The sequence below is a fragment of the Ornithinicoccus hortensis genome (genome assembly GCF_006716185.1).
Taxonomy (GTDB): Bacteria; Actinomycetota; Actinomycetes; order Actinomycetales; family Dermatophilaceae; genus Ornithinicoccus; species Ornithinicoccus hortensis.
Map to the genome: position 1 here is coordinate 2826305 of NZ_VFOP01000001.1, position 21965 is coordinate 2848269.

The window sequence follows — 21965 nt, forward strand, 5'->3', positions numbered from 1 at the left end:
GCCACCACCGTCGCTTCACCCCGGAACCTGGCGCTATCCACCGGGAAGCTTCTCCTACGAAGCGCAGGATTACCGGGTAACCCGATAATCCTGCAGCCCCGGAGCGGCCCTCGGGTCAGCCGAAGAGGCGGCCGAGGGGGGCGTGGCGGTTGACGTCCTTGTAGAGCAGGTAGCGGAACGGCTCGGGGCCGCCGGCGTAGCAGGCCTGGGGGCAGAAGGCGCGCAGCCACATGAAGTCGCCGGCCTGCACCTCGACCCACTCCTGGTTGAGCAGGTAGACACCCTTGCCCTGCAGCACGTAGAGGCCGTGCTCCATGACGTGGGTCTCCGGGAACGGGATCGAGCCGCCGGGCTGGAAGGTGACGATGTTGACGTGCATGTCGTGCCGCACGTCGGTGGGGTCGGCGAACCGGGTGGTCGCCCACCGGCCGTCGGTGTCCGGCATCACGGAGGGCTCGACCTCGGCGTCGGAGGTCACGAAGGACTCCGGGGCGTCCAACCCGTCGACCGCCTGGTAGTTCTTGCGCACCCAGTGGAAGGTCGCGGGGACCTCTCCGGTCGACCGGACGGTGTAGGCCTCCCCCGGCGCCAGGTAGGCGTAGCCGCCCTCGTCCAGCACGTGGGCGGTCCCGGCGATGGTCACGGTCAGCTGGCCGCCGACCACGAAGAGGACCGCCTCGGCGCGGGGGTCGTCCTCGGGCCGCTCGCTCCCGCCGCCGGGCTGGACCTCCACCAGGTACTGGGAGAAGGTCTCGGCCATGCCGGTCAGCGGGCGCGCCAGGATCCACATCCGCATGTCGTCCCAGTGCGGGAGCAGGCTGGCGGTGATGTCGCTCATCGTGCGGCGCGGCAGCACGGCGTAGGCGTCGGTGACCACGGAACGGTCCGTGGTCAGCTCGTGCTGGCCGGGCAGTCCGCCGGTCGGGACGTGGTAACTCATGGGTGGGCCTCCTTGGCGAGTGCAGCGGTGTCGGAGCGGGGTCGGGCGAGCTCTTGCATGCGTGGCCCGTCCAGCCCCGTCCGGCTCACCAGCTCATCTTCCCCGATGGCACCGCAACTGTGCCCGCGGTGCAGGTACCGGGCGAGGGCACGCACGGTCGCGGGCTCGTCCATCACCTCGCCCTGCACCTGGGCGATGTAGCGCCCGATCCGGTCGCCCGCGCTGGGCAGCCCGGAGCGGAAGAACGCGTAGTTGGCGATGTAGCGGGTGATCAGGTGCCCCGGGTGCATGTCCCAGCCCTGGTAGATGCCCTGGCGCAGCGACCGGGTGACCAGCCGGTGGTGCAGCTCCCGGGCCGCGCGTCGCTGGGCGGCGTCCCCGGAGGGCACCACGTTGGTCGACCCGTCGCTGAGCTCGACCGGCGTGCCGGCGGCGACCAGCTGCATCACCGCCTTGGCCTGGTCGGCGACCGGATGGTCCATCGCCTGGTGGGCGGCGGCCACCTGCATCGAGGCGGAGTAGTCGTAGGTGCCGTAGTGCAGCCCGCTGACCCGCGCTCCCCCGGCCCGGACCGCCGCCGCCAGCTCGGCGCGGCCGTCCACCCCCAGGATCAGGGGCGGGGTCTCGACCTGGATCTCGAAGGTGAGCCGCCCGCTGTCCAGCCCGAGCTTGCGCTCGGCCTCCTCCAGCACCAGGACCAGCGCCTCGACCTGGCTCGCCGTGCTGACCTTGGGGAAGGTCAGGCGCAACCCCTCGGGCAACCCCGCGCCGTCGCCGTCGGCGAGGCCGGACAGGAACCGGCCCAGGGTGCGCAGCCCGCGGGCCCGCACGTCCGACTCGAAGCACTTGAACCGGATCCCCCAGAAGGGCGTCGCGGTCCCGTCCTGCTCGTCGGCGCGGCGGGCGGCCAGCGCGGCGGCCACGGCGGCGTCCTCGACCTCGTCGGGCCGCACCCCGTAGCCGTCCTCGAAGTCGACCCGCAGGTCCTCGACCGGCTCCTCGAGCAGCTTCTGCTCCACCCGGGGAGCCACCTCGGCGGCGAGACCGGGGTCCAGCCCCAGCTCGTGACAGAGCGCCTCGACGCCACCGTCCTGGGCTGCCAGTTCGCGCGCCGTGGCGCCCCAGCCGGCCGCCGTCCCCGGGCCGATGGCGTCGGCCGGGACGTAGACGGTGTGCACCGGTTGGCGGGAGTCGCCGGGCCCCGGGTATGCCGAGGCCAACAGGGCGTCGGTCGGGGCGAGGTGCTCCTCGACCCGGTCCAGCGTCGCCCGGTCAAAGAGGTCGTCGTCGCTCATGTCAGGGGGTCACCTCGGGCAGCGGCGCCGCACCCTCGGGCGTCTCCGGCAGGGCGGTCCCGGTGGCCCGGGCCGCCTGGTGGACGGCTGCGGCCACGTCCTTGGCCACCCGGGGGTTGAAGACGCTGGGCACGATGAAGCTCGGGTTCAGCTCGTCGGCGTCCACGCAGTCGGCGATGGCCGTGGCGGCCGCCACCAGCAGCTCGGTGGTGACCTCGCTGGCGCCGGCGTCGAGCAGCCCCCGGAACAGGCCCGGGAAGGCCAGCACGTTGTTGATCTGGTTCGGGAAGTCGGACCGGCCGGTCGCCACCACCATGGCGTGCTTGGCCGCCTCGACCGGGTGGATCTCGGGGTCGGGGTTGGCCAGCGCCATCACGACGGCGCGCTCGTTCATCGTGGCGATGTCCTCGGCGGTGAGCAGGTCCGGTGCGCTGACCCCGACGAAGACGTCCGCCCCGGCGACCGCCTCGGCCAGTGTGCCGCTGAAGTCCTCCTCGTTGGTGTGCTCGGCGATCCAGGCCCGGTGCTCGTCCTGGTAGGTCTCACCACGGTGCAGGGCACCCTTGCGGGCCACCCCGACGATGTGCCGGGCACCGTGCGCGATGAGCAGCTGGATGATCGCGTGGCCCGCGGCGCCGACGCCGGAGACCACGATCCGCACGTCCTCGATCTTCTTGTCGACCACGCGCAGCGCGTTGATCAGCGCGGCGAGCACCACGATCGCGGTGCCGTGCTGGTCGTCGTGGAAGACCGGGATGTCGAGTTCCTCACGCAGCCGGCGCTCGATCTCGAAGCAGCGGGGGGCCGCGATGTCCTCGAGGTTGATCCCGCCGTAGGTGGGCGCGATCGCCTTGACGATCTCGATGATCTTCTCGGTGTCCTTGGTGTCCAGGCACACCGGCCAGGCGTCCACCCCGGCGAACTGCTTGAATAGCACCGCCTTGCCCTCCATCACCGGCATGGCCGCGGCCGGGCCGATGTCGCCCAGCCCCAGCACCGAGGTGCCGTCGGTCACCACGGCGACGGTGTTGCGCTTGATCGTCAGGTTGCGGGCGCTCTCGGGATTGGCCGCGATCGCCTTGCAGACCCGCGCGACACCGGGGGTGTATGCCCGGGAGAGGTCGTCGCGGGTGCGCAGCGGCGACTTGGCCTCGACGGACAGCTTGCCGCCCAGGTGCATCAGGAAGGTGCGGTCGCTCACGTGCTGGACGCTCACCCCGTCCAGGGCGCCGAGTGCCTCGGCGACCCGCGCGGCGTGGTCGTCGTCGATCGTGTTGCAGCTGACGTCGACGATCATCGAGTCCGGTGAGGACTCCACGATGTCCAGGGCCGTGACGGCGGCTCCCGCCTCCGTGGTGGCCACGGCCAGCTCCGAGGTGGACGACATGCCCGCGGGGGCGCTGACCCGGAGCGTGATGGAGTGCCCGGGGTTGGGATGACCTGCCATGAATGCCTCCTAGAATTCCGTATTGCGGAGCCTACAGTTCGCAGAGCAGAATCATCAAGGGTTTCCCGCCGATCGGGTCCCCGTGTCCTCAGGACATCAGCGCACCGATCCGCGCCGCGGCCTCCTTCAGCCGGGGCACGGCCACGTCCACGAAGTCGCCCGCGACCCGGCTCACCGGGCCGATCACCGAGACGGCCATCGGCGCGGGGGCGCCCGGCACGGGGACCGCGTAGCACTGCACGCCGACCTCCTGCTCCTGCTCGTCGACCGCATACCCCCGGGCGCGGACGGTGGCCAACTGGGTGGCCAGGGCGTCGATGTCGGTGAGCGTCTGCGGGGTGGCGGCCGGCATCCCGGTCCTGCCCAGGATCGCGCGGACCTGCTCCTCGGGCAGGAAGGCCCCGACGGCCTTGCCGACGCCGCTGTTGTGCAGCAGCGCCTGACGGCCCACCTCGGTGAACATGCGCATCGCGTGCGGCGAGGGCGACTGGGCGATGTAGACCATGTGGTCCCCGTCCAGCATCGCCAGGTTCGCGGTCTCCGACAGATCCTGCACCAGGGACACCAGCTCCGGTCGCGCGATGCCGCCGAGCTGCTTGGAGGCGTGGTCCCCCAACCGGACCAGGCGGGCACCGAGGGCGTACCACCGCGACGGCAGCTGCCGCACGTAGCCCAGCGCCACGAGGGTCTGCAGCTGGCGGTGGATGGTCGGCACCGGCAGCCCGGAGCGGGTCGAGAGCTCACTGGTGGAGATCTCGCCCCCCGCGTCGGCGATCGCCTCCAACAGGGCGAAGGCGCGCTCGACGGACTGGATCTTGCCGTTCCGCTTGGGGGCCTTCTCGGACGTGGCCGACTCGCTCATGCGCTGCAGTCTACGAAGAACCCTTGACAGCCCAGTCAGGCATCCCTAAGGTTCCGTAGTGCAAGATACTTTTTCCGCATCGTGGAGGTAGAGATGGTCCGGTACACCGTCAACGCATCGATCCTGCTGACCGACCGGCCGCTCCTGGAGCGCCCGGCGGCCGCCGCCGAGGCCGGGTTCGGCGCGGTGGAGTTCTGGTGGCCATGGGCCACCGCCGTGCCGGGCGATGCCGAGGTGGACGCCTTCGTCCGCGCCGTGCGCGACGCCGGCGTGCAGCTCACCGGCCTCAACTTCTTCGCCGGCGACATGCCCGGAGGCGAGCGCGGCCTGGTCAGCCAGCCGGCCCGCAGCCAGGAGTTCCGGGACAACATCGACGTCGTCGTGGGCATCGGCGAACAGCTCGGCTGCCGGGGCTTCAACGCCCTCTACGGCCTGCGCGTGGACGGCGCCGACGTCGCCGCGTCGGAGGAGGCGGCGACCGAGAACCTGCTCGCCGCGAGTGCCGCCGTGGCCGCGATCGGCGGGACCGTGCTGCTGGAGCCGGTGAGCGGCGCCGCCGGCTACCCCCTGCTCACCGCCCGCGACGCCCTGGACGTGGTGGACCGGGTCAACGGCGCCGGCGGATCCGCGGTCGCCCTGCTGGCCGACTTCTACCACCTGGCCGTCAACGGCGACGACGTCGCCGCGGTCGTGGAGCAGCACGCCGCACAGTTCGGCCACATCCAGATCGCCGACGCCCCCGGCCGCGGCGAGCCCGGCACCGGTGACCTCCCCCTGCAGGAGTGGATCGAGCGCAGCTACGCGCTCGGCTACGACGGCTGGGTCGGCCTGGAGTACAAGACCGACGCCGCCGACCCGTTCGTCTGGCTGCCCCGCGAGCAGCGCGGCGCACCGGCCTGACCGGCACCACCGCCCACCGCACCGCACCCCGCACAGCACCACCCGAGAGGACTCCCCCATGAGCACGCAGCAGACCACCGTCGCCGTCATCGGCCTGGGCATCATGGGCGGCCCGATGGCCGCCAACCTGGTCAAGGCCGGCTTCGACACCGTCGGTTACAACCGTAGCCCGCAGAAGGTGAAGGACCTGGAGGCCGCGGGAGGCCGGGGCGCCGCCTCGATCGCCGAGGCGGTCGCCGACGCCGACGTCATCATCACGATGGTGCCCGACTCCCCCGACGTGGAGGACGTCGCGCTCGGCGAGGGCGGACTCGTCGGGGCGGCGAAGTCCGGCGCGATCTGGGTCGATGCCTCCACCATCCGCCCGGACGTCGCGGTCCGGGTGGGCGAGGCCGCCACCGAGGCGGGCCTGCGTCCGCTGGACGCACCGGTCTCCGGCGGTGAGAAGGGCGCCATCGAGGCGACCCTGTCGATCATGGCCGGTGGCGAGGCCGAGACCTTCGAGGCGGCACGCCCCGTCCTGGAGGCGGTCGGCAAGACCATCGTGCACGTCGGACCGTCCGGGTCCGGCCAGACCGTCAAGGCGGCCAACCAGCTGATCGTGGCGGGCACCATCGAGCTGGTCTCCGAGGCGCTGGTGTTCCTGGAGGCCTACGGCGTGGACACCGAGGCGGCCATCAAGGTCCTCGCCGGCGGACTGGCCGGCAACCGGATCCTGGACAACAAGGCCTCGGCCATGGCCCAGCGGTCCTTCCAGCCCGGCTTCCGGGTGGACCTGCACCACAAGGACATGGGCATCGTCACCGCCGCCGCCCGCGAGGCCGGGGTCGCGATCCCGCTCGGCGCCCTCACCGCCCAGCTGATGGGTTCGCTGCGCCAGCTCGGCCACGGCGACCTGGACCACTCGGCCCTGCTGCTGCTCGTCGAGCAGCTGTCCGGCCACACCCGCAAGGACTGAGCCCCGCCCCGGGAGCTCGCCACGACGTAAGGACGAACCGATGACCACCATGCGCGCCGTCGATGCCGCCATGCTGATCCTGGAGAAGGAGGGCGCCACCCAGACCTTCGGGGTCCCGGGCGCGGCGATCAACCCGTTCTTCTCCGCGATGAAGGCCCACGGAGGGATCCACCACGTGCTCGCCCGGCACGTGGAGGCCGCCTCCCACATGGCCGAGGGATACACCCGCGCCGCCGCCGGCAACATCGGCGTGTGCCTGGGCACCTCCGGGCCTGCGGGGACCGACATGCTCACCGGTCTGTACTCGGCCTCCGCGGACTCCATCCCGATCCTGGCGGTCACCGGACAGGCACCGGTGGCCAAGCTCGACAAGGAGGACTTCCAGGCGGTCGACATCGCCTCGATCGCCGCCCCGGTCACCAAGTGGGCGGTCACCGTGATGGAGGCCGGGCAGGTGCCCGGCACCTTCCAGCGGGCCTTCTGGCTGATGCGGGAAGGGCGTCCGGGACCGGTCCTGATCGACCTGCCGATCGACGTGCAGCTCGCCGAGATCGAGTTCGACATCGACACCTACGAGCCGTTGCCGGTGGCCCGCCCCGAGGCGACCCCGGCGCAGGCCGCCCGGGTGCTGGACATGCTCGCCACGGCCGAGCGCCCGGTGATCATCGCCGGCGGCGGCGTCATCAACGCCGACGCCGCGGACCTGCTGGTGCAGCTGGCCGAGACCCTCCAGGTCCCGGTCATCCCCACCCTGATGGGCTGGGGCGCCATCCCCGACGACCACCCGCTGCACGCAGGCATGGTGGGGCTGCAGACCTCGCACCGTTACGGCAACGCCACCTTCCTGGAGTCCGACCTGGTGATCGGCATCGGCAACCGCTGGGCCAACCGCCACACCGGTGCCCTGGACGTCTACACCGCCGGCCGCAGGTTCGTGCACATCGACATCGAGCCGACCCAGATCGGTCGCGTGCTGGCCCCCGACTTCAGCATCGTCTCCGACGCGGGGGCGGCCCTGCGTGCCCTGTTGGCCGGGGCGCAGGAGCGGGTCGAGCAGCGCAGCCTGCCGGACTTCGGTGTCTGGGTGAAGGACTGCGCTCTGCGCAAGGCCACGCTGCAGCGCAAGACCCACTTCGAGGACATCCCGATCAAGCCGCAGCGGGTCTACCAGGAGATGAACCGGGCGTTCGGCAAGGAGACCGTCTACGTCTCCACCATCGGGCTGTCCCAGATCGCCGGTGCCCAGTTGCTGCACGTCTTCGGTCCCCGCCGCTGGATCAACTGTGGCCAGGCCGGCCCGCTGGGCTGGACCATGCCGGCCGCGCTGGGTGTGGCCACGGCCCGCCCGGAGGCCGACGTCGTCGCCCTCTCCGGCGACTACGACTTCCAGTTCCTCGTCGAGGAGCTGGCGGTGGGCGCCCAGTTCCGCATCCCCTACGTCCACGTGCTGGTGAACAACTCCTACCTGGGCCTGATCCGCCAGTCGCAGCGGGCGTTCGACATGGACTACAACGTCTCGCTCGCGTTCGAGAACAGCAACTTCCCCGACACCAACGGCTACGGCGTGGACCACGTCGCCGTGGCCGAGGGCCTGGGCGTCAAGGCGGTGCGGGTCACCGACCCCGAGAAGCTGCACGAGGCGCTGACCGAGGCCCAGCGGCTGGCCAGGGCCGAGCGCCTGCCGGTCGTGGTCGAGGTCATCCTGGAGAAGGTCACCAACATCTCGATGGGTGCGGGCGGGCTGGACACGGTGCACGAGTTCGAGGCGCTGGCCGAGCTCGGTGCCGACGCCCCGACCGCCATCTCGGTGATGGACTGACAGACTGACGTCATGCGCGTAGTGCTCGCCCCGGACAAGTTCAAGGGTTCCCTGACCGCGGCGGAGGTCTGCTCGGCCCTGGCCGACGGCCTGCGCCGGGAGCTGCCCGAGGTCGAGGTGGTCAGCGTGTCCGTCGCCGACGGCGGCGACGGCACGGTCGCCGCCGTGCTCGACCAGGGGTGGCAGGCGGTCACGACCGAGGTGCCCGGCCCCTGGGGCGACCCGGTGGCCGCGACCTGGGCCCGGGAGCCGGACGGCCCCGGCGCGGTGCTGGAGATGGCCGCGTCCTCGGGCATCGCCCTGGCGCCGCAGGACGTCCCGTCCCGTCCCGACGACGGACCGACCCGGGCCCTGACCGCCTCGACGGCCGGCACCGGCGCACTGTTCGCCGCGGCCCTGGACCAGGGCTGCAGCACCATCGTGCTCGGGGTCGGCGGCAGCGCCACGAACGACGGGGGCGCGGGCATGCTCAGCGCCCTCGGCGCCCGCCTGCTCGACGCATCCGGTCACCCCGTCCCGCCTGGCGCAGCCGGCCTGGAGTCCCTGGACCGGGTCGACCTCTCCGGCCTGGACCGCAGGCTCCTGGCCGCAGAGGTGCTGCTGGCCAACGACGTGGACAACCCGCTGACCGGCGACGACGGCGCCGCGGCGGTCTTCGGCCCGCAGAAGGGCGCCGACCCGGCCACGGTGGCACGGATCGACGCGGCCCTCGCCCGCTGGGCCGAGCTGCTGGACGCCGCCCTCCCCACGCTGCCCGAGCCGACCGCGGGACGACCGGGAAGGGCGACCGCCCGTGGCGCCGGTGCCGCCGGCGGCACCGGCTACGCGGCGATGGCCGTCGGCGCCCAGCAGGTCTCCGGCGTCGACCACGTCCTGGACCTCGTGGGCCTGGACGACGCCCTGGAGGGCGCAGACCTGGTGGTCACCGGCGAGGGGATGCTGGACCGGCAGACCCTGTCGGGCAAGGCCCCGGTGGGCGTCCTGGCCCGGGCCCGGCGCCACGGCATACCCGTCGTCGCGGTGTGCGGCCACCGTGCCCTGACCGACGCGGAGACCGACGAGGTCGGGTTCGCCGCCGCGTACGCGCTCACGGACCTCGAGCCGGACGTCGAGCGGTGCATCGAGGACCCGGTGCCCCTCCTGGAACGGGTCGGCGGCCTGCTGGCGGGCCACGTCCCGCCGCACCAGCCGCCCACCAGCGGACGGGAGGAGACCCCGTGAGCACGGACCCCAGCACGCCTCGGTTGGAGGAGGTCAACCGTCCGGAGTCGTTCCGCGCCGAGTTGGAGCGGTTGCGCGCCGAGGCGACCGGGACCCCGGGCGGGGACCCGAGCCCCGCCGGAGGCACCACCGACCGGACGGGCGGGACGGGCCTGGACCTCGTCGTCCGCGGCGAGCGGATCCTGGTCGAGGGCGCCTTCGGCCCCTGGGAGGTGGGCGTCCGGGGCGAGCAGGTCGTGGCCATCGAGCCGCTCGGGACCGGCCTGGCCGCGGGCCGGGTCATCGAGCTGGCCGCCGACGAGGTGCTGGTGCCGGGGCTGGTCGACACGCACGTCCATGTCAACGAACCCGGCCGCACCGAGTGGGAGGGGTTCGCCACCGCCACCCGCGCCGCGGCCGCCGGCGGTGTGACGACGATCCTGGACATGCCGCTGAACTCGATCCCCTCGACGGTCACCCCCGAGGCGCTGGAGCTCAAGCGGCTGGTCGCCGGCCCCCAGGCGCACGTCGACGTCGGCTTCTGGGGCGGGGCCGTCCCCGGCAACCGGGACCAGCTCGCCGCGCTGCACGGGGCGGGGGCGTTCGGATTCAAGTGCTTCCTGCTGCACTCGGGCGTGGACGAGTTCCCGCCGTTGACGCCGGAGGACCTGGAGGACTACCTGCGGGAGGTCGCCGGGTTCGGTGGCCTGATGATCGTGCACGCCGAGGACTCGCGGGCGATCGACCTGGCACCGCACTGCGAGGGTGACCGCTACGAGCGGTTCCTGGCCTCCCGGCCGCGCGGCGCGGAGAACCTGGCCATCGCCGTGGTCATCGAGCGGGCCCGTTGGACCGGTGCGCGGGCGCACGTCCTGCACCTGTCGTCCTCCGACGCGCTGCCGATGGTCGCCAGCGCCAAGGCCGACGGGGTCGACCTGACCGTGGAGACCTGCCCGCACTACCTGACGTTGACCGCCGAGGACGTCCCGGCCGGCGCCACCGCCTACAAGTGCTGCCCGCCGATCCGGGAGGAGTCCAACCGCGAGCTCCTCTGGCAGGGGTTGCTGGACGGCACCATCGACTACATCGCCTCGGACCACTCGCCCTCGACCCCGGAGATGAAGGGCGTCGCGCACGGCGACTTCGGCCAGGCCTGGGGAGGCGTCGCCTCGGTCCAGGTGCAGCTGCCGGTGGTCTGGACCGAGGCCCGGCGCCGTGGCATCCCGCTGGAGCAGGTGATCGCCTGGATGGCCACCAAACCCGCCGCACGGGTGGGCCTGTCCTCGCGCAAGGGCGCGATCGGCGTGGGCCTGGACGCCGACCTGGTGGTGCTCGCCCCCGACGCGACCTTCACGGTGGACGCGGCCGCGCTGCAACACCGGCACGCCGTCACCCCGTACGACGGCAGGGAACTGACCGGCGTCGTGCGTCGCACCCTGCTGCGGGGCGCACCGACCGGGGACACCCCGCACGGTCGGCTCCTGTCCCCCGGCTAGCCGCTCAGAGTCGGACCGGCTCCCCCGGCAGGTACTCGGCGAACACCCACAGGTCCACGTCGCGGATCGCCAGCACGCCCAGGTACGGGAACTGGGAGTCCACCGCGGGCCACAGCGAGGCGGCACCGTCGGCGGACCACCGGAGGTAGCCCAGCGGCCTGAGCGCACCCAGGCTGTCGTGGACCTCGGTTTCCCTGTCGACCACGCTGATCCACCAGCCGCCCGCCCCGTCGCCCCGGGGCAACAGGCCCGGGGTCTCGATGAGGTGCTCGAGCAGCAGGCCGCTGCCCCGGCTGTTCCGCATCGGCCACGCGGTGGCGACCCGACCCTCGCCCTCGTCCCGGCCCACCGGGGTCCGGTCGAAGTGCACGGTGACCACCGGGTCGATCGCGTCGATCTGTTCCTCGGTCACGCTCGGAGCTTCTCCCCGGCCGAGCAGCCGGGCGAACCAGCCCCGGGGATCTTCCGGGACGCTGATGGTCGGCACCTCCGCGGGAGCCTGCGGTGGCGGATCGGGCTCCGCGCCCACCAGCTCGCAGAACAGGGACACGCCCCGGGAGCGCCCGGCGAGGGCGGCCACGTCGTCGGCACCGACCAGCGCCGGGAACCCGTGGACCCGCGCGGTCCCCTCGCCGGCCAGCAACAGGATCCCGAGGGTGTCGGCCGGTCCCCCGCCCTGGCGGGTCCGGTCCTGGGTGAGCCGCCAGGCGGCCTCCGAACCGTCCCCGACGCGCGGGCTCCGTCGCGCGACCTCGCGGAGCAGTCCCGCCACCGTGTCGTCCGCCGGGTGGTCCCAGACCGCATCCCCAGCGTCGCCGCCGGCGACGGACTCCGGGGCATAGAACTCGAGGTCGACCCCGACCGTCCGGACCATCACGTCACTCCCCACCTCGGTGCACCCCTGACCGGACCAGCGTATGCCGTGTCCCGGGTCAGCCGGGCTGCTCCAGCGTGCGTTCGAACAGTCCGCGCACGTCGTGCGGCAGGTGCGACTCGGTGACGGTCACGTCCAGGTCGACGGCGTCGCAGCACACCCGATAGGTGAACGCGTCCGGGTGGCCGCCCCGGGACGCCTCCCCGCCCGGCGCCTGCAGCGCGCGCAGCCGCTGGCCACCGAGCAGGTGGCGCCAGTCCCGGGTATCGGGCTCGGGCAGTTCGTCCAGGCGCACCTCGCGCTCCCGGACCAGGCCGGCGAACCCGCCGCTGCGACGCAGCAGCAGCTCGGCCCCGGCGGGCGCCGGCTCGGCTCCGCCCTCGGGCACCGGGTCCGTTGCCGGGCCGGGTGCCGGCTCCTCGGCACCTGCCACGTCCGACCCCTGCCCGGTCAGCACGCCGACCGCCTCCCACCCGTGCCGCACCGCCGCGACCTCGGCGGAGTCCGCGCCGTAACGGTCGGTGGCCGCGGTCACAGTCAGCTGGGCGAACGTGGCGAAGTCGCAGTCGGCCCGGATGTCCCCGGTCAGCGTGTCGTACCAGATCTGACCCGGCGCCTCCCAGGCGTTGCCGCCGAGCGCGACGGCGGTCTCGTAGAACGCCCGGTTGGGGATGCCCGAGTTGATGTGCACGCCGCCGTTGTCCTCCGCGGTCCGGACGTAGTCGTCCAGGTGGCCCGGCTGCGGGTCCTTGCCCAGCACGGGGTCGTCGTATGCCGTGCCCGGCGCCTTCATCGACCGCAGCGCCACGCCCTGCACCGCGTCGGTGAACAGGTCCGCCCCGATCAGCCAGTCCGCCTCCCGCGCGGACTGGCCGAGGGCACGCTGGCGCACCAGCGAACCGAAGACGTCGGACACACTCTCGTTGAGGGCGCCCGGCTGGTCGCGGTACATCAGCCCGGCCGTGTGCTCGATGACGCCGTGGGCGAGCTCGTGGCCGATGACGTCCAGGCTGAGCGTGAACCGGTTGAAGATGCGGCCGTCCCCGTCGCCGAAGACCATCTGCACGCCGTCCCAGAAGGCGTTGTCGTAGTCCCGGTCGAAGTGCACCGTCGCCAGCAACGGCATCCCCCGGCCGTCGAGGGAGTCGCGCCCGAAGGCGTCGAAGAACAGCTGCCAGGTGTCCCCCAACCCGTCGTAGGCCTCGTCGGCCGCCGGGTCACCGGTGGGGTCCTCCGCCTCCCGCCGGACGGGGGTGCCGGGCAGCTCCCGGCCACCTCGGGCATCGGACACCACCCGCTGCGGCCCGGGCTCGCCCTGGCCGCCGGACTCGGGTGACTCCACCGCGCCCGACTCGGCCGCACCCGACTCCACCTCGCCCGAGGCCACCTCGCCCGAGGGGTCCGCCCACTGGCCCCACAGGTCCGGACGCTCCCGGGCGCGGCGCAGCGTGTCGTCCCCGTCCAGGGTGCGCCGCGCGGGGCCGGACAGGCCCGGGTCGGCATCGGCCGCCAACCGCTCCAGCAGGTAGGGCGGCACGAAGCCGTGGGTCCGGGACCTGGTCGGGTCGTTCATCGCTGCTCCGTTCGCCGTGGTAGTCCCCAGTGTGGACCCCACCACCGACAAACGGCCGGGAAGGTCAGGGCACGGCGCCGTAGGTGCGCCCCACCCCGATCCGCAGCACCAGCCGCCGCTCCGCCACCTGGCTCGAGCGGTACTCCTCCCAGTCCGGGTGCTCCCCGGAGATCGCCCGGTAGTACCCGACCAGCTCGTCGACCACCTCGTCGTGGGGGTCACCCGCGACCTCGGTGAGCTCTGCGCGGCCCTCGGCCACGGCATACCCCCAGAAGTCGTCCGAGCTCACCTGGAGGGCCACCCACGGCTCGCGCCGGGCGTTGCGGGTCTTGGCCCGGTCCTGCGTCACCGAGACCCGGGCGGTGTCGGTCTCCGGGTCGTAGACGTAGAGCACGTTGGACAGCTGCGGCCGTCCGTTGCGTCGCAGGGTGACCAGGACGCCCTTGTGGTGGGCGGCCAGGAAGTCCCGGTGCCCGGGCGCGATGCCGTCGCCGGACACGGTCAGGCCGCCGTGCTGATCTGTCGACCGGGCACGCGGCGACCCGTCACGACCGCACCGGCGGCGATGGTCTCCTCGGCGTCGACCCGCGCGTGGTCCGCGATCCGGGCCCGGTCGCCGACCTTGGTCCGCATCCCCAGCCGCACCCCGCGGCCGATCTGGGCGTCCCTGCCGACCCGGACACAGCTGCCCACCACGGCGTCCTCGCCGATCTGGGCACCCTGGTCGACCCAGGCCCCGGACCCGATGCGGGCGCCGCGGCGCACCACGGCCCCGGGGTCGACGTAGGCGGACTCGTGGACGAAGGCGGACGGGTCCACGCTGGCCCCGTCGGCGACGAACCCACCGCCGTGGACGTGCTTGTAGTAGCGAAGTGCCTTGCCCGGCACCTCTTCGATCTCGATGTAGTTCTTCTTCCTGCGCACCGTGATCCCTCCCCTCGGGAACTGTCGTCGGGTGCCGGGAGTCACGGATCCCCGGCGTGTAGTGGAACGGTCGATCGGGGCCGGATGTTCCCGGCCGGTAACGACCGGCGGGAACCCCCGTGCCGCACACGGCGCCGCCCGCCCCAAGGAAGCGGGACGGGCGGCGACGGAGATGCTCAGGAGGTCGGGGACAGGGTGAAGCCCACGCCCTCCTCGGTCGGTGTCGCGTCGAGGGTCTGGCCGTCCAGCAGGGTGGCGGCGTCCTCGGCCAGGTAGACCTTGCCCTCCCCCGCGTCGACGACCACGTCGGTCGGCTCCGGCTCGGGCACGACGCTCACCGCCAGCTGGGTCTCGTCCCCGGCGACGGCCAGGCGCAGCCCGGCGGTGTCGGGGAGCTCGTCGCTGTCGGTCAGGCCCTTGACGACGGCCTGGGCGTTCTCGGTCACGGTCAGCATGGAAGTACTCCTGTCTTCGGTGCGGCGCCGGCAGCGGACTGCCGGCGTGGACGCTTACGACCACCTCGCGGGGCAATGCGCACGCGCCTCGGACTCCTCCACCCTCGTCGACCGACCGGGGGGTGTGTCAAACGCGGCACCCGGAGGGGGTGGTGCCTCCCGCCGTCGCAGCGGCACAGAGAATGCCGGTATGCCGACGACCGCCGAGTCCGCCCTGTTCCGCCCCTACCGCCTGCGCGGCGTGGAGTTCCCCAACCGGATCTGGGTCTCCCCGATGTGCCAGTACTCCTGCGACGACCGCAGCGGCGAGCCGCACGACTGGCACCTGGCCCACCTCGGCGGATTCGCCCGCGGCCGGGCCGGACTGGTCCTCACCGAGGCGACGGGCGTCAGCCCGGAGGGACGCATCTCGGCCCAGGACACCGGCATCTACACCGACGCGCAGGTCGCTGCCTGGCGCCGGATCGTCGACTTCGTCCACGGACAGGGCGTCCCCATCGGCATGCAGCTCTCCCACGCGGGGCGCAAGGCCTCGGCCTACCGGCCCTGGGACGGCCGCCGCGAGACGGTGCCCGCCGACGAGGGCGGGTGGACCCCGGTCGCCCCGAGCCCCATCCCGCACGACGGCCGCGTGGTCCCCCGCGAGCTGAGCACCCAGGAGGTCCGGGACGTCGCCGCGGACTTCGTGGTGGCCGCCCGGCGGGCGCGGGAGGCTGGCTTCGACGTGCTCGAGGTGCACAACGCCCACGGCTACCTGCTGCACCAGTTCCTCTCCCCGCTGTCCAACGAGCGCACCGACGACTACGGCGGCTCCCCGGAGAACCGGGCCCGCCTGTTGCTGGAGATCGTGGCCGGCATCCGCGCGGAGGTCGGGCCGGACGTCCCCCTGTTCGTCCGGTTCTCCGCGACCGACCACGCCGAGGACGGCCTCACCCCCGAGGACGTCGCCGCCGTCGCCGGGTGGGCCCGGGACGCGGGCGCCGACCTGTTCGACATCTCCAGCGGTGGGCTCGTGCCGGCCACCTTCCACACCGGTCCCGGCTACCAGGTGCCGTATGCCGAGGAGATCGCCGCGCGGACCGGTGCGCCGGTGAGCGCGGTCGGGATGATCACCACCCCGCAGCAGGCCGAGGACATCGTGTCCTCCGGGCGGGTACAGGCGGTGATGATGGCCCGCGAGCTGATCCGGGACCCGCACTTCCCGCTGCGGGCGGCCCACGAGCTGGGCCAGGAGATCGCCTGGCCCCCGGCATACGACCGGGGCCGGTGGCCCCAGGAACCGGCGCGCGGGGCCTAGGTCTGCGATGGATGCCGTCCTGCTCGGGCTGACGCTCGGCGCCGCCGCCGGGATCAGCCCGGGCCCGCTCCTGGTGCTGGTGATCACCTCCGCGCTGCGCGGCGGCTGGCCGGCGGGGGTCCTCGCGGCGTGCGCGCCGCTGCTCTCCGACCTCCTCGTGGTCTCCGGCACCCTGCTCCTGCTCAACCACCTGCCGGACCGCGCGATGGGCTGGCTCGCCCTGGCCGGTGCGGTCTTCGTCGCCTGGACCGGGGTCAGCACCATCCGCGAGGCCCGGGACGCCTCGTTGACGCCCGCCCCGGCTGCCCGGCGGACCGTGGCCCACCAGGCTCTGGGGCAGGCCGCGCTGGTCAACCTGCTGAGCCCGCACCCCTGGCTCACCTGGGCCACCGTGCTCGGCCCGTTGACCCTCTCGGCGTGGCGGGAGGCCCCCGTGGGCGGGGTCGCTCTCGTGGTCGGGTTCTACGTCGCGATCGTCGGGTCCAAGGCGCTGCTCGCGGTCCTGGTCGCCGGAGGCCGCCACCTGCTGAGCGACCGGGCCTACCGCCGGATCCTCGTAGTCGCCGGCGCGCTGTTGGTCCTGGCCGCAGTCGTGCTCGCGGTCGAGTTCTGGCCCGTGGCGTTCGGCTGACCCCCTTCCCAGCGGGTCGAGAGTCCGGCCTACTCCCCGCCGGCGGGCCCTCCGTCACCGACGCGTCAGCGCCGCCGCGACCCAGTCGGTGAACGCCTCGGTGGTCCACCCGGAATCCACCACCAGCGCCCGGTAGACCCCGGGGGCGGCCAACGCCCGCAACACCGCCTGCACCTGGTCCACCGGGCGAGACAGCGCCGGCTCCAGCGAGGCGACCATGGCGTCGAGGACCTGGTCGCGGCCGGCCAACTTGGCCCGCAGCAGCGTCCTCGTCTCGGGACTCTCGTCGCTGGCCCCCTCGAAGACCGTCGCCACGTCGAGCCCGGTGGCATACAGGTTGGTGAGCCAGGCGGCCGTCCCCCACACCCGTGCCGAGACGTCCGGGTCGGCCAACACCGCCTCGGCGCGCTCCCGGGCCCCGGCCTCCTCCAGCCAGATCTCGCAGATGCGGGACAGGATCTCCCGCTTGGTGCCATAGGCGGAATAGACGGTCCGGACGGCGACCCCGGCCGCCGCGGCGATCGACTCGATGCTCGCGCTGCCGTATCCCTGGGCCGCAAAGACCTCGCGCGCGGCCCGCGCGATCCGGTCCCGCGTCTGGGCCGCCTGCTCCTGGCGGTAGGTGCTCTTGACAGGTGCTGCCATACAGGAACTTCCCCGACGCAGAGTTCACCATCGAGGACTGGGTACAGGACGGGCCGACAGTCTGGGCCCGGGTGCGTGGCCGGGCCACCGCGTCCGGACCCTTCTTCGGGCCCCCCAGCAACCGGCCCGTGGACTTCACGGTCGTGGATATCGCCCGTGTCGTCGACGGCCGGATCGTCGAGCACTGGGGCGTGCCGGACCGGTTCGCCCTCCTGGCGCAGACTGGTGTCCTGGACCGGCTGGCGCCCTGACCCCGGCGGCGACTCCCGACATACGCTGGACCCGTGCCGGAGGACTTCCTGATCGCCCGCAACCCGGAGGAGGGCACGTCCCTGCCCTACCTGCTCCGCATCCCCTTGGGCCCGGAGGGCATCGTGCTCAAGGCCCGCGAGACGTGGCCGCGGACGGCCAAGGTCTACTGTCACCGCGCCGTCGGCTGGCCGCGCGACCCCGAGATCCTGGAGCGGGTCCCGGTCCGCTCCTGCGTGCGCCGCGGTGCCGCCATCGACCTGGTGCTGGGGCGGGGGCGGGAGAACCGGTCCCAGTTCGTGCTGACCCGGGTCCGAGGCGGTCGGGAGGCGATCTTCTGGCAGACCGCCCGCACCACCAGGCAGGCCCGCCCGGCCGTGACCCTGCCCACCGCCCGCGCGGCGGGCGTGACCGACCTCCCGATCATCGTGGACTCGCACGAGCGCTATGCCTGGAAGTTCACCCACCAGCAGGCCACCACCACGGTGCGGGGCCTGTCCGCCGGCGACTACGCGGTGGAACTCCACGGCCGGGTCGTCGCCTCGGTCGAGCGCAAGAGCCTGACCGACCTGGTGTCCACCCTGACCGGCGGGCGGATGCGCTACCTCCTGGCGGCCCTGGCGGACCTCCCGCGGGCCGCGGTGGTGGTCGAGGACCGCTACTCCCAGGTCTTCCAGCTGGAGCGGGTGCGTCCGGCACTGGTCGCCGACGGGCTGGCCGAGTGTCACGCCCGCTTCCCCCAGGTGCCGATCATGTTCTGCGAGACACGGGCGCTGGCCCAGGAGTGGACCTACCGGTTCCTGGCCGCGTCGCTGCGCGAGGCGGCCGAGGAGCAGGGCGGGGACGCCCGGGTCGCCGACCTCCCCGCCGCGACCCCGGCGCCGCCGGCCCGGATCCGCGCGTGGGCCCGCGCCCAGGGTCTGGAGGTCTCGGACCGCGGGCGGATCCCGGCGGACGTGGTGGCCGCGTTCGACCGCCGCAACGACTGACGACCCTCGTCCCGACCCGCCTCCCCGGGGACCGGGCGGAGGGCACGCCGGAGAGCGTGTACCCTGGCTCCATGCTCATCGCGCGTTCGTATTGGTTCTTTGTGTCGGCTCCGGCCGGCGCGACGAACGACTGACGCGCACCCGGAGCCGACACGGGCGTGGACCATCTGGTCCGCGCCCTCCGCTATTTCTCAGGCGGACGCTCCGGGACGAAGGGGTGCCGCCACCGCACCAGGAGGACACCCCGATGACTAGCATCAACCAGATGGCGGCTGAACGCACCGACGACCTGCGCGTCCTACGGATGGACCCGCTGCCCACCCCGCACGACGTGCGCACCGAGCTCCCGCTGCCGGACCACCTGTCCGAGCGGGTCGCCCGGTCCCGGGCCGCGGTGCAGGACGTGCTGCGCGGCGACGACGACCGGCTGCTCGTCGTGGTCGGGCCGTGCTCGGCACACGACCCCGTCGCCGTCGTCGACTACGCCCACCGGCTGGCCGAGACCGCGCGGGCCCTCGAGGACGACCTGGTGGTCGTCATGCGGGTGTACTTCGAGAAGCCCCGCACCACCACCGGGTGGAAGGGCCTGATCAACGACCCCCACCTGGACGGCAGCTACGACATCCCGCGCGGGCTCCGGCTGGCCCGTCAGGTGCTCCTCGACGTACTCGACGCCGGGGTCCCGGCCGGCTGCGAGTACCTGGAGGCGACCACCCCGCAGTACCTCGCCGACACCGTCACCTACGGCGCGATCGGCGCCCGCACCGTGGAGTCCCAGGTGCACCGCCAGCTCGCGTCCGGCGTCTCCATGCCGGTCGGGTTGAAGAACGGCTCGGACGGCAACATCCAGGTCGCGGTGGACGGGTGCGTCGCGGCGCGTGCCCCGCAGACCTTCCTCGGCGTCGACCTGTCGGGCCGGGCCGCCCTCGTCGAGACGGCCGGCAACCCCGACTGCCACGTCATCCTGCGCGGCGGGCGGGCCGCCCCCAACTACGACGCGGCCTCCGTGGCGGAGGCCGCCGCCCTGCTGGCCAGGGCCGGACTCCCCGAGGGGGTCGTCATCGACGCCAGCCACGGCAACAGCCGCAAGGACCACGTCCGCCAGGCCGAGGTGGCCCGGGAGATCGGGGCCCAGGTGGCAGCCGGCAGCACCACCGTCGTCGGAGTCATGCTGGAGAGCTTCCTGGTCGAGGGTCGCCAGGAGCCGGCGCCGTCCGGCTTGACCTACGGACAGTCGGTGACCGACGCCTGTATGTCGTGGGAGACGACCCGGACCGTGCTCACCGACCTCGCCGGCTCGGTGCGACAACGGCGCGGCACCCGCTGAGGCCGGCCGACCGATGCGCCTGTGGAGCCTGCACCCCCGCTACCTGGACCGCCCGGGACTGACCGCGGCCTGGCGGGAGGCTCTCCTGGCACAGACGGTCCTGGCCGGGCGGACCCGCGGCTACACCCGTCACCCGCAGCTCACCCGGTTCCGGGAGACCGACGACCCGCTCGGGGCGGTGGGCGCCTACCTGTGCGGCGTGCACGATGAGGCGACCGCCCGCGGCTACTCCTTCGATGTCACCAGGGTGGACACCCCGGACCCGACCGGTCGGTGGGCCGGTGCCCTCGAGGTCACGCAGGGGCAGCTCGACCACGAGTGGGCGCACCTGATGGGCAAGCTCCGGGTCCGCAGTCCCGAGCTGGCCGAGGAACACGCCCGCGACGTCGCCGCGGGCAGCGATCGGGTCGCCGTGCATCCGGTCTTCTCGGTCGTCGAGGGTCCGGTGGCGGACTGGGAGGTGGTCGGCGAGGCCGGCCCGCGGTGACGTCAGCCGGGTCGGACGGCCGTCGCGAGGAACAACGGGTAGGTACGCCCGTCCTTCATCACGTCATACGCGTGCCGGACGTCGACGGAGACGAGGCCAGCCTGCCCGAGCTGCTCCGCGAGCGCGTCGGTGTCGAAGCCGTGGTGCACGTCCGCGTCCGGGGAGTCGTGGAACGACCCGTCCTCAGCGACCAGGTCCGACAGGCACACCCGGCCACCGGGCGCCAACAGTGCTACGCAGGCGCGCAGGACCGCTGGCACGTCCGGGATGTGGTGCAGGGCCATCAGGCTGACGACCAGGTCGAACTCCTCCGCCGGAGGCGGCGCGGTCGACAGGTCGACGTCCCAGATCCGGGTGGCCCCCGGGAAGATGCCTGCGGACACCTTGTCGGCCAGGACCTGTCGCATACCGCGGGACGGGTCCGCGAGGGTGATCGGCCCGACGTGTCCGACCAGCGCCTCCGAGAGCAGCCCCGTCCCGGCCCCGCACTCCAGGACCCGTGCGTCTGGGTCGGGCCCGGTGACCTGGCGGATGAGGTCGGCCACCGCGGTGGCTCGGGTCCGCTTCTCCGGGTCGTCGTCCCAGGTGGCCGCGCGGTCATCGAAACTGTCGCCGGACATGGTTACCCCTCAGGTGGTGGCGGGCGGGTCGCGGAGGAGCGGTCGGGGCCGGTCCCCCGCCGAGCCTAGCGAGTCCACCGTGGACGGTCAGCCCTCCAGGAGCAGATCCGTCAGCGTCGGCTCCTCCTGGGCGACCTCCACGAGGGGGACCCCCACGTTGCCGGCCACGGCGGCCACCCGGGCAGTGTCCGCCCCCTCGACCCGGATCCGCGAACCCTCGCTCTCCACCGGGCCGCAACCGCCCTCAGACAGACCCCGGACCATGGTCGGCGTATCGGCCTCCGAGAGCACTTCGACGGTGACCCTGCTGCGCAGCCTGAACGACCGCGCCGGCCCCGACTGCGCCACCTCACCGTCCTGGAGCACGACGACATCGTCGGCGACGTCGAGCGCCTCGCGGATGCGGTGCGTGGCCACCAGCGCAGTGCCTCCGTCGGTGCAGTGCTCACGCAGGGTGTCGTGCAGCCACCCCACTCCCTCCGGATCCAGCCCGTTGTGCGGCTCGTCCATCACCAGGGAGGCTGGCCGGTGGAGCGTGGCGGCCGCGACGGCGAGGCGCTGCCGCATCCCCAGGCTGTAGGTTCCCACCCGGTCACCGGCAACCTCGGCCAGACCGGCCCGCTCCAACGCCTCCTGCTGGGTGGCTCGGTCCACGAGACCGTGCCCGACGACCCTGAGGTGGTCTGCAGCCGTCCTGCCGGCGGCAGCGGTCGGCCGGTCGAGCACCGCGCCGACGATCCGGCGTGCCCGGGCGTAGTCACGCAGTTCCCGGTCCCCGAAGGTGGCGCTGCCGCTGTCCGCCGACGTCAGTCCTAGCAGGATGCCGAGCGCGGTCGACTTGCCGCTGCCGTTGTGTCCGAGCAGCACGGTCAGGCGTCCGGGCGCGCAGGCGACGTCGACGCCAGTGAGGACCTGGCGTCCGGCGAGACTCTTGGTCACCGCCGCGAAGGCTATCCGGATCCCGTTCGTGATGGTCC

Annotated in this window: 23 protein-coding genes; 11 read left to right on the forward strand and 12 right to left on the reverse strand. The window is 73.1% G+C overall.

What is annotated here, in order from left to right:
* Positions 1–115: 115 nt before the first annotated feature.
* From FB467_RS13180 to FB467_RS13195, 4 genes are all read right to left on the reverse strand, one after another.
* On the reverse strand, positions 116–940 hold the full coding sequence (locus FB467_RS13180) for a bifunctional allantoicase/(S)-ureidoglycine aminohydrolase (protein WP_141785507.1): 825 nt from the start codon (positions 938–940) through the stop codon (positions 116–118).
* Positions 937–2235, reverse strand: coding sequence for a DUF6986 family protein (locus FB467_RS13185; protein WP_141785508.1), 1299 nt, complete (start codon positions 2233–2235; stop codon positions 937–939). The genes FB467_RS13180 and FB467_RS13185 overlap by 4 nt, the downstream gene beginning before the upstream one ends.
* Before the next feature lies 1 nt (position 2236).
* Positions 2237–3682, reverse strand: coding sequence for an NAD-dependent malic enzyme (locus FB467_RS13190; RefSeq protein ID WP_141785509.1), 1446 nt, complete (start codon positions 3680–3682; stop codon positions 2237–2239).
* 88 nt (positions 3683–3770) lie between these two features.
* Positions 3771–4544 carry an IclR family transcriptional regulator gene (locus FB467_RS13195; protein ID WP_141785510.1) on the reverse strand — a complete coding sequence of 258 codons (774 nt, stop codon included), beginning with the start codon at positions 4542–4544 and terminating at the stop codon, positions 3771–3773.
* A 93-nt stretch (positions 4545–4637) separates the two neighbouring features.
* On the opposite strand from FB467_RS13195, the gene FB467_RS13200 reads away from it, so the two are divergent.
* The 5 genes from FB467_RS13200 (at position 4638) to allB (ending at position 10917) form a co-directional block, all read left to right on the forward strand.
* The gene (locus tag FB467_RS13200) at positions 4638–5444 is read left to right on the forward strand and encodes a hydroxypyruvate isomerase family protein (protein ID WP_141785511.1); all 807 of its coding nucleotides are present in this window, start codon (positions 4638–4640) and stop codon (positions 5442–5444) included.
* 58 nt (positions 5445–5502) lie between these two features.
* Entirely contained in the window at positions 5503–6402 is a 900-nt protein-coding gene (locus tag FB467_RS13205) for a 2-hydroxy-3-oxopropionate reductase (RefSeq protein ID WP_141785512.1), read from the forward strand.
* A 40-nt stretch (positions 6403–6442) separates the two neighbouring features.
* Complete coding sequence (gene gcl, locus FB467_RS13210; RefSeq protein WP_141785513.1) at positions 6443–8221, forward strand: glyoxylate carboligase; 1779 nt, start codon at positions 6443–6445, stop codon at positions 8219–8221.
* Between the two features lie 12 nt (positions 8222–8233).
* On the forward strand, positions 8234–9442 hold the full coding sequence (locus tag FB467_RS13215; RefSeq protein WP_141785514.1) for a glycerate kinase: 1209 nt from the start codon (positions 8234–8236) through the stop codon (positions 9440–9442).
* Between the two features lie 152 nt (positions 9443–9594).
* Positions 9595–10917, forward strand: a complete 1323-nt coding sequence (gene allB / locus FB467_RS13220) for an allantoinase AllB (RefSeq protein ID WP_141786662.1) — start codon at positions 9595–9597, stop codon at positions 10915–10917.
* A gap of 4 nt (positions 10918–10921) precedes the next feature.
* On the opposite strand, the gene FB467_RS18515 is transcribed toward allB, so the two are convergent.
* From FB467_RS18515 to FB467_RS13250, 5 genes are all read right to left on the reverse strand, one after another.
* Positions 10922–11806, reverse strand: a complete 885-nt coding sequence (locus tag FB467_RS18515) for a hypothetical protein (protein ID WP_170230714.1) — start codon at positions 11804–11806, stop codon at positions 10922–10924.
* A gap of 43 nt (positions 11807–11849) precedes the next feature.
* Positions 11850–13364 (reverse strand): protealysin inhibitor emfourin, encoded by a 1515-nt coding sequence (locus tag FB467_RS13235; protein ID WP_141785517.1) that lies wholly within the window; start codon positions 13362–13364, stop codon positions 11850–11852.
* Between the two features lie 64 nt (positions 13365–13428).
* A complete protein-coding gene (locus tag FB467_RS13240) occupies positions 13429–13863 on the reverse strand; it encodes a PPOX class F420-dependent oxidoreductase (protein WP_141785518.1) in 435 nt (144 codons plus the stop codon).
* Positions 13864–13865: 2 nt separating this feature from the next.
* The gene (locus FB467_RS13245; RefSeq protein WP_141785519.1) at positions 13866–14288 is read right to left on the reverse strand and encodes a transferase; all 423 of its coding nucleotides are present in this window, start codon (positions 14286–14288) and stop codon (positions 13866–13868) included.
* Positions 14289–14464: 176 nt separating this feature from the next.
* Positions 14465–14743 (reverse strand): iron-sulfur cluster biosynthesis family protein, encoded by a 279-nt coding sequence (locus FB467_RS13250; RefSeq protein ID WP_141785520.1) that lies wholly within the window; start codon positions 14741–14743, stop codon positions 14465–14467.
* A 190-nt stretch (positions 14744–14933) separates the two neighbouring features.
* Here FB467_RS13250 and FB467_RS13255 point away from each other — a divergent pair, with 190 nt between their 5' ends.
* Both FB467_RS13255 and FB467_RS13260 read left to right on the forward strand, forming a co-directional pair.
* A complete protein-coding gene (locus tag FB467_RS13255; protein ID WP_141785521.1) occupies positions 14934–16040 on the forward strand; it encodes an NADH:flavin oxidoreductase/NADH oxidase in 1107 nt (368 codons plus the stop codon).
* A 7-nt stretch (positions 16041–16047) separates the two neighbouring features.
* Entirely contained in the window at positions 16048–16671 is a 624-nt protein-coding gene (locus tag FB467_RS13260) for a LysE family translocator (protein WP_141785522.1), read from the forward strand.
* A 54-nt stretch (positions 16672–16725) separates the two neighbouring features.
* On the opposite strand, the gene FB467_RS13265 is transcribed toward FB467_RS13260, so the two are convergent.
* Entirely contained in the window at positions 16726–17316 is a 591-nt protein-coding gene (locus tag FB467_RS13265; protein WP_141785523.1) for a TetR/AcrR family transcriptional regulator, read from the reverse strand.
* Between FB467_RS13265 and FB467_RS13270 the strand changes: the two genes are divergently transcribed.
* The 4 genes from FB467_RS13270 (at position 17307) to FB467_RS13285 (ending at position 20368) form a co-directional block, all read left to right on the forward strand.
* Positions 17307–17567, forward strand: coding sequence for an ester cyclase (locus FB467_RS13270; protein WP_141785524.1), 261 nt, complete (start codon positions 17307–17309; stop codon positions 17565–17567). The genes FB467_RS13265 and FB467_RS13270 overlap by 10 nt on opposite strands.
* Positions 17568–17600: 33 nt before the next feature.
* Positions 17601–18554 carry an Lsr2 family DNA-binding protein gene (locus FB467_RS13275; RefSeq protein WP_141785525.1) on the forward strand — a complete coding sequence of 318 codons (954 nt, stop codon included), beginning with the start codon at positions 17601–17603 and terminating at the stop codon, positions 18552–18554.
* 247 nt (positions 18555–18801) lie between these two features.
* On the forward strand, positions 18802–19881 hold the full coding sequence (locus FB467_RS13280; protein WP_141785526.1) for a 3-deoxy-7-phosphoheptulonate synthase: 1080 nt from the start codon (positions 18802–18804) through the stop codon (positions 19879–19881).
* A gap of 13 nt (positions 19882–19894) precedes the next feature.
* The gene (locus tag FB467_RS13285) at positions 19895–20368 is read left to right on the forward strand and encodes a pyrimidine dimer DNA glycosylase/endonuclease V (protein WP_141785527.1); all 474 of its coding nucleotides are present in this window, start codon (positions 19895–19897) and stop codon (positions 20366–20368) included.
* A gap of 2 nt (positions 20369–20370) precedes the next feature.
* Here the strand turns inward: FB467_RS13285 and FB467_RS13290 are convergent, their stop codons facing one another.
* Both FB467_RS13290 and FB467_RS13295 read right to left on the reverse strand, forming a co-directional pair.
* Entirely contained in the window at positions 20371–20988 is a 618-nt protein-coding gene (locus FB467_RS13290) for a class I SAM-dependent DNA methyltransferase (protein WP_141785528.1), read from the reverse strand.
* An 87-nt stretch (positions 20989–21075) separates the two neighbouring features.
* The gene (locus FB467_RS13295) at positions 21076–21927 is read right to left on the reverse strand and encodes an ABC transporter ATP-binding protein (RefSeq protein ID WP_170230715.1); all 852 of its coding nucleotides are present in this window, start codon (positions 21925–21927) and stop codon (positions 21076–21078) included.
* Positions 21928–21965: the final 38 nt, after the last annotated feature.